Annotated in this window: 8 protein-coding genes; 3 read left to right on the top strand and 5 right to left on the bottom strand. The window is 73.7% G+C overall.

What is annotated here, in order from left to right; all coding sequences use genetic code 11:
- Positions 1-654, top strand: a 654-nt coding sequence (locus DZF91_RS30810) for a PucR family transcriptional regulator (RefSeq protein WP_199487008.1), incomplete at its 5' end; no start/stop codon positions are given.
- Between the two features lie 106 nt (positions 655-760).
- On the top strand, positions 761-2,218 hold the full coding sequence (locus tag DZF91_RS30805) for a uracil-xanthine permease family protein (protein WP_117360594.1): 1,458 nt from the start codon (positions 761-763) through the stop codon (positions 2,216-2,218).
- 156 nt (positions 2,219-2,374) lie between these two features.
- Here the strand turns inward: DZF91_RS30805 and DZF91_RS30800 are convergent, their stop codons facing one another.
- From DZF91_RS30800 to DZF91_RS30780, 5 genes are all read right to left on the bottom strand, one after another.
- The gene (locus DZF91_RS30800) at positions 2,375-3,223 is read right to left on the bottom strand and encodes a polysaccharide deacetylase family protein (RefSeq protein WP_117360593.1); all 849 of its coding nucleotides are present in this window, start codon (positions 3,221-3,223) and stop codon (positions 2,375-2,377) included.
- Between the two features lie 130 nt (positions 3,224-3,353).
- The gene (locus tag DZF91_RS30795; protein WP_117360592.1) at positions 3,354-4,238 is read right to left on the bottom strand and encodes an ABC transporter permease; all 885 of its coding nucleotides are present in this window, start codon (positions 4,236-4,238) and stop codon (positions 3,354-3,356) included.
- Positions 4,235-5,287 (bottom strand): ABC transporter ATP-binding protein, encoded by a 1,053-nt coding sequence (locus tag DZF91_RS30790; protein WP_117360591.1) that lies wholly within the window; start codon positions 5,285-5,287, stop codon positions 4,235-4,237. Before DZF91_RS30790 ends, DZF91_RS30795 begins: the two co-directional genes overlap by 4 nt.
- A gap of 100 nt (positions 5,288-5,387) precedes the next feature.
- Positions 5,388-5,762: an FKBP-type peptidyl-prolyl cis-trans isomerase gene (locus DZF91_RS30785; RefSeq protein ID WP_117360590.1), complete on the bottom strand. Its 375-nt coding sequence runs from the start codon at positions 5,760-5,762 to the stop codon at positions 5,388-5,390.
- 125 nt (positions 5,763-5,887) lie between these two features.
- Positions 5,888-6,499, bottom strand: coding sequence for a uridine kinase family protein (locus DZF91_RS30780; protein ID WP_117360589.1), 612 nt, complete (start codon positions 6,497-6,499; stop codon positions 5,888-5,890).
- Positions 6,500-6,686: 187 nt separating this feature from the next.
- Here DZF91_RS30780 and DZF91_RS30775 point away from each other — a divergent pair.
- The coding region (locus DZF91_RS30775) for an AMP-binding protein (RefSeq protein ID WP_147341468.1) at positions 6,687-7,055 on the top strand (369 nt) is incomplete at its 3' end.

The following is a 7,055-nucleotide window of genomic DNA, read 5'->3' as shown; positions in this document are numbered from 1 at the left end:
GGCGAGGAGCGCGCGGCGCAGGAACGGCTCGCGGCTGCCTGGGCCGCGGCGGTCCGCCGGCACGACCGGGGCGCGGCGGTCGCCAGCTTCGCGCACGAGGTGGTCGCCGTGGTGGGCGCCGACGGCGGCGACCCCGACGGGGACGGTGGACCGGTCCACACGCTGGTCAAGGAGGCCGCCGCGCTGTTCGCCGAGCACTCCTCGGTGCGGCGGACGTTCTCGGCCGGCGTCAGCCGCACGGTCGTGTCGCCGTCCCGGCTGCCCGAGGCGTACGAGCAGGCGCTGAAGGCGGTGCGGGTCGGACGGCAGCTGCACGGCGACGGCGCGCGGGCGCACTTCGACCAGCTCGGCGTGTACCGGCTGCTCAGCCTCGTCCCGGACCCGGAGGAGCTGCACGCGTTCGTCCGCGAGACGCTCGGCGACCTGGCCGCCGACGACGAGCCCGAGCTGGTGGACCTGCGCCGGACGCTCCAGGTGCTGCTGGAGACCAACCTCAACGTCGCCGAGACCGCGCGCCGCCTCCACTTCCACTACAACACGTTGCGTTACCGCATCGGAAAGCTGGAGCGACTGCTCGGCCCGTTCACCGAGGACGCGCACCTGCGCCTGAACCTCACGCTTGCGCTGCACGTCCTGCGGATGCGCGGGATCTAGCCGCCGCACCCGGGTCCGGTCGTTGCGCCACCCCCGGTGGCGCGGGGCCGGGTCCGGGTGCGGCATTCTCGTTCACGTAGCGTAAACGAGATTTCAGGAGTTCTGGATGGTGTTGGGCTGGAAGGTGCACGGCGACGGGAAGACGCCGCCGCCGGGAGAGGTCGTCCGACCGGACGAGCGGCTGTCCTGGCCGCGCACCGCGGGCATCGGGGCCCAGCACGTCGTGGCGATGTTCGGCGCCACGTTCGTGTTCCCGGTGCTGATGGGCTTGGACCCCAACCTGGCGATCATGATGTCCGGCGTCGCCACCATCCTGTTCCTGCTGATCACCAGCGGGCGGGTGCCGTCCTACCTCGGGTCGAGCGCGTCGTTCGTCGGGGTCGCGGCGGCGATCCGCGCGTCGGGCGGCGACTCCGGCACGGTCACCGGCGCGATCCTGTGGGTCGGTGTGGCGCTGCTCGCGGTCGGGCTGGTCATCCACTTCCTCGGCGCGAACGTGCTGCACGCGGTGCTGCCGCCGGTCGTGACCGGCGCGGTCGTCGTCCTCATCGGGTTCAACCTCGCCCCGGTCGTCGCGAACGTCTACTGGCCGCAGGACCAGTGGGTCGCCATCGCGACGATGGCGTTCGCCGTGCTCAGCGCCGTGCTGCTGCGCGGCTTCTGGGCGCGGATCAACGTGCTGCTGGCGCTCGTCTTCGGTTTCGCGCTGTCGTGGGTGCTGGACAAGACCGCGGGCAAGGTCACGTCCGTCCAGGGCGGGCGCAACCTGCTGGACGCGTCGGGCCACCCCTGCCCCACCGAGGGCCCGTACTGCATCGCGACCGCCTACCCGCACGACCGGGTGGACTTCTCGGCGGTGAAGTCGGCCGACTGGCTCGGCCTGCCGCACCTGCACGGCCCGAACTTCAAGATGTCGGCGATCCTGCTGGCGCTGCCCGTCGTCATCGCGCTCATCGCCGAGAACACCGGGCACGTCAAGGCCGTCGCCGCCATGACCCGCGACGACCTGGACCCCTACCTCGGCCGCGCGCTCGCCGCCGACGGCTTCACCACCACCCTCGCGACGGCCGTCGGCGGCGCGCCGACGACGACCTACTCCGAGAACATCGGCGTCATGGCCGCGACCCGCATCTACTCGACGGCCGCCTACTGGGTGGCGGCGGTCGTGGCGATAGCGGTCGGGTTCATCCCCAAGTTCGGCGCGCTGGTCGCGGCGATCCCGGGCGGCGTGCTCGGCGGCATCACGGTCGTCCTCTACGGGATGATCGGCCTGCTCGGCGCGAAGATCTGGGTCGAGAACCGGGTGGACTTCGGCGACCCGGTCAACCTCGTCCCGGTCGCGGCGGGCCTGATCCTCGCGATCGGCAACGTCACGCTGCACATCACCGACAAGTTCCCGCTGCAGGGCATCGCGCTCGGCACGGTCGTGCTGCTGATCGGCTACCACCTGCTGAACCTGGCGGTCCGCCGCCGCGACCCGGCCGACATGGGCCGCGGCCTCATCGCTCCGATGGAGACGGAGATCGGCGGCGACGTCCGCCGCCATACCCCCGACTCCCGCTAGAAGAATGCTGGCGGGGTTGTCTCGGGGAGCGGGGGACATCAACCCCGCCAGCGTTCGCACCCTAGTCCGCTCGTATCGGACGCCTCAGCCCAACCGCGATTCACCCAGGAATGCTCCGCTACCAGCGGAAACGTCCCGAAGAACACGCGGGCGGGGTCAGGCGGGTGGGGTGTCGGGGGCCTCGCCGCCCAGGGCGCGGGGGAGGTAGTTCTGGACGGCGGCGGGGCGGAAGCCCTGCTGGCGGATCCAGCCGAGCAGGGTGCGGAACTGGCCGGCCAGGCCCTTGCGGTAGTGCATCAGGACGATGTCGCCCGGACGGAAGCCCTTGCCCAACCCGTCGCCGCGCGCGAAGCCGTTGAAGCCCACGCCCGGGCCGGTCGTGCCGTTGTAGTACTCGGCCGTCCAGGTCAGGATCGACCTGATGCCGCACGCCTTGGCCGCCTGGCGGGTCGCGGTGTCGTACGAGCCGAACGGCGGCCGGAAGATCTGGGGCCGCCGTCCGTACTGGGCGGCGATGGTGTCGGACGACTGGCAGATCTGCCGCTGCTGCGCGTCCAGCGGGAGCGTCTTCATGTCGGGGTGCGAGACGGTGTGGTCCTCCATCCGCGACCCCGCGTTGCGCAGCGCCCAGAAGTACTGGGCGTGGCCGCGCACGTAGGTGGTCGTCAGGAAGGTGAGGATCGGCACCTTCTCCGTCCGGACGATGTTGACGAACTCCGGGTCGTACTCGTAGCCGTCGTCGATCGTCAGGAACACCACGCGGTCCTGGGTGTCGATCTTGCTGATCACCGGGGGCAGGCCGTCGGCGGACGGCTTCGGCGGGGTCCACGAGCCGGGCTTCGGCCGCTCCCACTGGTGGTCGGCGAGCGCGGCGGACAGCTCGGTGCGCAGCGCGTCCCCGCCGCCGCCCCCGGACGGCAGCGCCGACAGCGCGGGCCAGGCGCCGAGCGCGACCCCCAGTGCCGCCGCCACCGCCGTGTACCCCTTCGGAACACCGCCCCGCATCCCCGCGTCCCCCGTGCCGTCCTACGAACCAGAACGGACAAATTGGATCACGTCGGGGCGGCGGGCGCGGCGGCGACGCTCCGCCGTTGCGCATCTGTGTCCGAACTCTCCCGCGCCGCGAACCGCCGGGTCAGGCGTCCCGGCGCTGGAACGCCAGCAGCGCCGCGACCAGCAGGACGACCGTGTACAGCGTGAACACCCCGAGTCCCGCCCAGGGCGAGAGCGACTCCTCGGACGGCCGGGTGTTCATGATCGCGCCGCCCGCCCCGGCCGGCAGCACCTTGCGGACCGTCCGGCCGAGGTCGCCGGGCAGGAACGAGCCGATGATCGGCAGCACGAACAGCAGGCCGAGGACGGTCGTGACCGCCCCGGCGGTGTGCCGCAGCAGCGTTCCGATCGCGAGCGCCAGCAGCGCGATCAGGGTGAGGTAGAGGCCGCCGCCGATGACCGCGCGCAGCACCCCGTCCTCGCCGAGGCCCGCGTCCAGGTGCCGGTCCGCGAAGATCAGCTGGGACAGGAAGTAGGCGGCGAACGACACGATCTCGCCGACCACGAGCACGACCCCGCCGAGCACCAGCGCCTTCGCGGCGAACAGCCGGCCCCGGCGCGGCACGGCGGTGAGGGACGTCCGGATCATCCCGGTCGCGTACTCGCCGGTGACGACCAGCACGCCGAGCACGCCGAACGCCACCATGCCGAAGTTGATGCCCGCCAGCCCGTACGCGGTCGGGTCGAACCGGAGCCGGTCGCGCGCGCCGAGCCGGTCGTAGGCGGAGACGAAGACCCATGCGAGCAGGCAGCTCAGCCCGATCGTCACCACCAGGCCGGCGAGCAGCGTCCAGAACGTGGACCGGACGGTGCGGATCTTGATCCACTCGGCGGCGACGGCGTCGGCGAACGAGGCGGGCCGGTGCTCCGCGCGCTTTCTGCCGGCGCCGTCCTCCGCGGCGACGTCCCTGTGGGTGCTCGCTCCCTCGCCCGGCGGACGGCCAGCGTCCTCGGGACCGGCGGTCATGCGTCCCCTCCGCGCCACGTGCCGTCCGGCGCGGTCGGCGGGAGGTCGGGGGAGGAGGCCTCCGGAGGGGGAGGGGCGGCCGGTGGCGCGCCCCCTTCGCGGGCGGTCGACACGGGACCGGCCTCGGGGGCGGGGGGAACCGGGCGTCCGCCCGCGTGGTACTCGACGGTGTCGCCGGTCAGGCGCATGAACGCCTCCTCCAGCGACGGCTGGACGGGCGAGAGCTCGTGCAGCCGGACGCCGTGGTCGGCCGCGACGTCCCCGACGGCCGCCGGGTCGGCGCCGTAGACGCGGAGCGAGCCGTCGGGGTCCACCTCGACGCGCCAGTCGCGCCGGGCGAGCAACGGCCCGAGCTCCCCGAGCTGCGGGGAGCGGACCCGCACGTGGCTGGTGGCGTTGGCGGCGATGAACTCCCGGACGGAGGTGTCGGCGAGGATGCGGCCCCGCCCGATCACCACCAGGTGCTCGGCGGTCTGCGCCATCTCCGACATCAGGTGGCTGGACACGAACACGGTGCGGCCCTCGGCGGCCAGGCTCCGCATGAGCGTCCTGATCCACAGGATGCCCTCGGGGTCCAGGCCGTTGACCGGCTCGTCGAACATCAGCACGGCCGGGTCGCCGAGCAGCGCCGCCGCGATGCCGAGCCGCTGCCCCATGCCCATGGAGAACCCCCGGGCGTGCTTGCGGGCGACCGACCGGAGGCCGACGAGGTCCAGCACCTCGTCCACGCGGCGCGCGGGGATGCCGTTGCTGCGGGCCAGGAGGAGCAGGTGGTTGTGCGCGGTGCGCCCGCCGTGCATGGCCTTGGCGTCCAGCAGCGCGCCGACCTCGCGCAGCGGCGTGCCGAGGCCGGAGTAGCGGACGCCCGCCACGGTGACCGTCCCGGCGGTCGGACGGTCCAGGCCGAGGATCATGCGCATCGTGGTGGACTTGCCTGCGCCGTTCGGGCCGAGGAAGCCGGTGACGTGGCCGGGGCGGACGGTGAAGGTGACGTCGTCGACCGCGGTCTTCTCCCCGAACCGCTTCGTCAGCCCCCGCGCCTCGATCATGCTGGGCTGATACCGACCCGTTCCCCCACGGAAACGGCGACGGCGGGCACCCGGAGCAGGATTTCACTCCGGGATTGCCCGCCGTTGAAGCGTGTGCGGCCTACTTCACATCGACGAGGTCGACCACGAAGATCAGGGTCTCGCCCGGCCCGATCTTGGGGGACGGGCTGCGGTTGCCGTAGGCCAGGTGCGGCGGGATGACCAGCTTGCGCCGGCCGCCGACCTTCATGCCCTGGATGCCCATGTCCCAGCCCTTGATGACGCGGCCCGCGCCGAGCGGGAACTCCAGCGCCTCGCCCCGGTTCCAGGACGCGTCGAACTCCTCGCCCGTCGAGAAGGCCACGCCGACGTAGTGGGCGGAGACGGTCGAGCCCTTGGTGGCCTCCGCGCCGTCCCCGACCTTGATGTCGGTGATGTCGAGGTTCTGCGGGGGCTGGCCCTCGGGGAAGTCGATCTCGGGACGTTCAAGCGCCATCGGCTGGCTCCACCCGTCTTCTCATGTTGGTCGATCTGCGGACCCGGTCAGCCTAGTCGCCCCCGCGAACCGTCCCGTCCGCCCGGTCGGCCTGGTTCTGTCCTGCTTCGTCCTCGCCGGCCGGGTCAGGAGGGGGAGCGGGCGGGGCGGGTGGCGTGGAAGGCGGGCGCCGCGACGGCGGTACCGTCCACGAGGAGGTCGGCGCGGTCGCGGGTGCGGTCGGACGCGAAGTGCCGGGCCTCGCGGCCGGCCCACTCGTCCCACGCGTCCGCGTAGGCGATGCCGTCGCGCTGCAGGGCGCGGGCCCGGCGCAGGTCGCGCGGCGCGTCCACCCAGATCCGGAACGCGGCGGGGCAGCCGCGCCACGCCGCGCCGACACCCTCCACGACCAGTGCCGGGGCGGGCGGCACCTCCTCCGGCGGCCCGTACACGTCGCGGTGCCAGTCGTAGCGGCGCAGGCGCCCGGGGCGTCCGGCGGTGACCGGCGCGAGGACGTCCCGCTCGAACGGCGGCCACCAGGTCAGCGGGTCGGCGTCCCACGGCACCCGGAAGTCGTCCGACCGCACCAGCGGGACGCCGCCCAGCGCCGCCGCCAGCCGCGGCGCGAACGTGGACTTGCCGGACCCGCTCGGCCCGTCCACGGCCACCAGCCGCACCGGCCCCGCCGACGGGGGCAGGGCCAGCAGCAGTCCGGCGAGGGCCGGGTAGGTCGTCGGTGCGTCGGTCACGGACGGCATACTTCCAGCAGACGCCGGAGGATCCCGCATCGCGGGCGCGGCCTTTGCCGGGTGTCGCCCGCGCCGGGCCCCGCCCGTGCCCGTGCAGCCCCACCGAGGACCGCCCGCGCCGGGGACCGCCCGCGCCGGGGACCGGCCCCGCCGGGTGCAGTCCGTCCTCCGGCCCGACACGAAAGGGACGCGCCCGATGAACCTGCTCGGCGGACCCCGTCCGGACGCCCCCGGACGTCCCGCGCTCACGGTGGCCGGACGCGCCCTGACCCGTCCGGCGCTGGACGCGTGGGCGGTCGCGGTCGCCGCCGAGATCCGGGACGCGCCCGCCGTCGCCGTGCACGCGACGCCGACCCTGGAGACCGTCGCCGCCGTCGTCGCCGGGCTGTTCGCGGGCGTCCCCGTGGTGCCGCTGCCGCCCGACTCCGGGCCGGACGAGCGCGCCCACATCCTGCGCGACTCGGGCGCGACCCTGCTGCTGGCCGCGAGCGGCACCGCCCCCGAGGGCCCGGACGTCCCGCCCGTGGTGGCCGTGGACCGCCTCCGCCCGCCCGGAACGCCCGAC

The sequence above is a fragment of the Actinomadura logoneensis genome, from assembly GCF_003428695.1.
In the GTDB taxonomy this organism is placed as follows: Bacteria; Actinomycetota; Actinomycetes; order Streptosporangiales; family Streptosporangiaceae; genus Spirillospora; species Spirillospora logoneensis.
Note: the sequence above shows the minus strand (reverse complement) of the source record. Positions and strands in the feature narration are given on the sequence as shown.

Coding starts and splice junctions, on each gene's coding strand:
- DZF91_RS30795 (WP_117360592.1), bottom strand. CDS start 4,238: ATGACCGCCGGTCCCGAGGACGCTGGCCGTCCGCCGGGCGAGGGAGCG.
- DZF91_RS30790 (WP_117360591.1), bottom strand. CDS start 5,287: ATGATCGAGGCGCGGGGGCTGACGAAGCGGTTCGGGGAGAAGACCGCG.
- DZF91_RS30780 (WP_117360589.1), bottom strand. CDS start 6,499: ATGCCGTCCGTGACCGACGCACCGACGACCTACCCGGCCCTCGCCGGA.
- DZF91_RS30800 (WP_117360593.1), bottom strand. CDS start 3,223: ATGCGGGGCGGTGTTCCGAAGGGGTACACGGCGGTGGCGGCGGCACTG.
- DZF91_RS30785 (WP_117360590.1), bottom strand. CDS start 5,762: ATGGCGCTTGAACGTCCCGAGATCGACTTCCCCGAGGGCCAGCCCCCG.
- DZF91_RS30805 (WP_117360594.1), top strand. CDS start 761: ATGGTGTTGGGCTGGAAGGTGCACGGCGACGGGAAGACGCCGCCGCCG.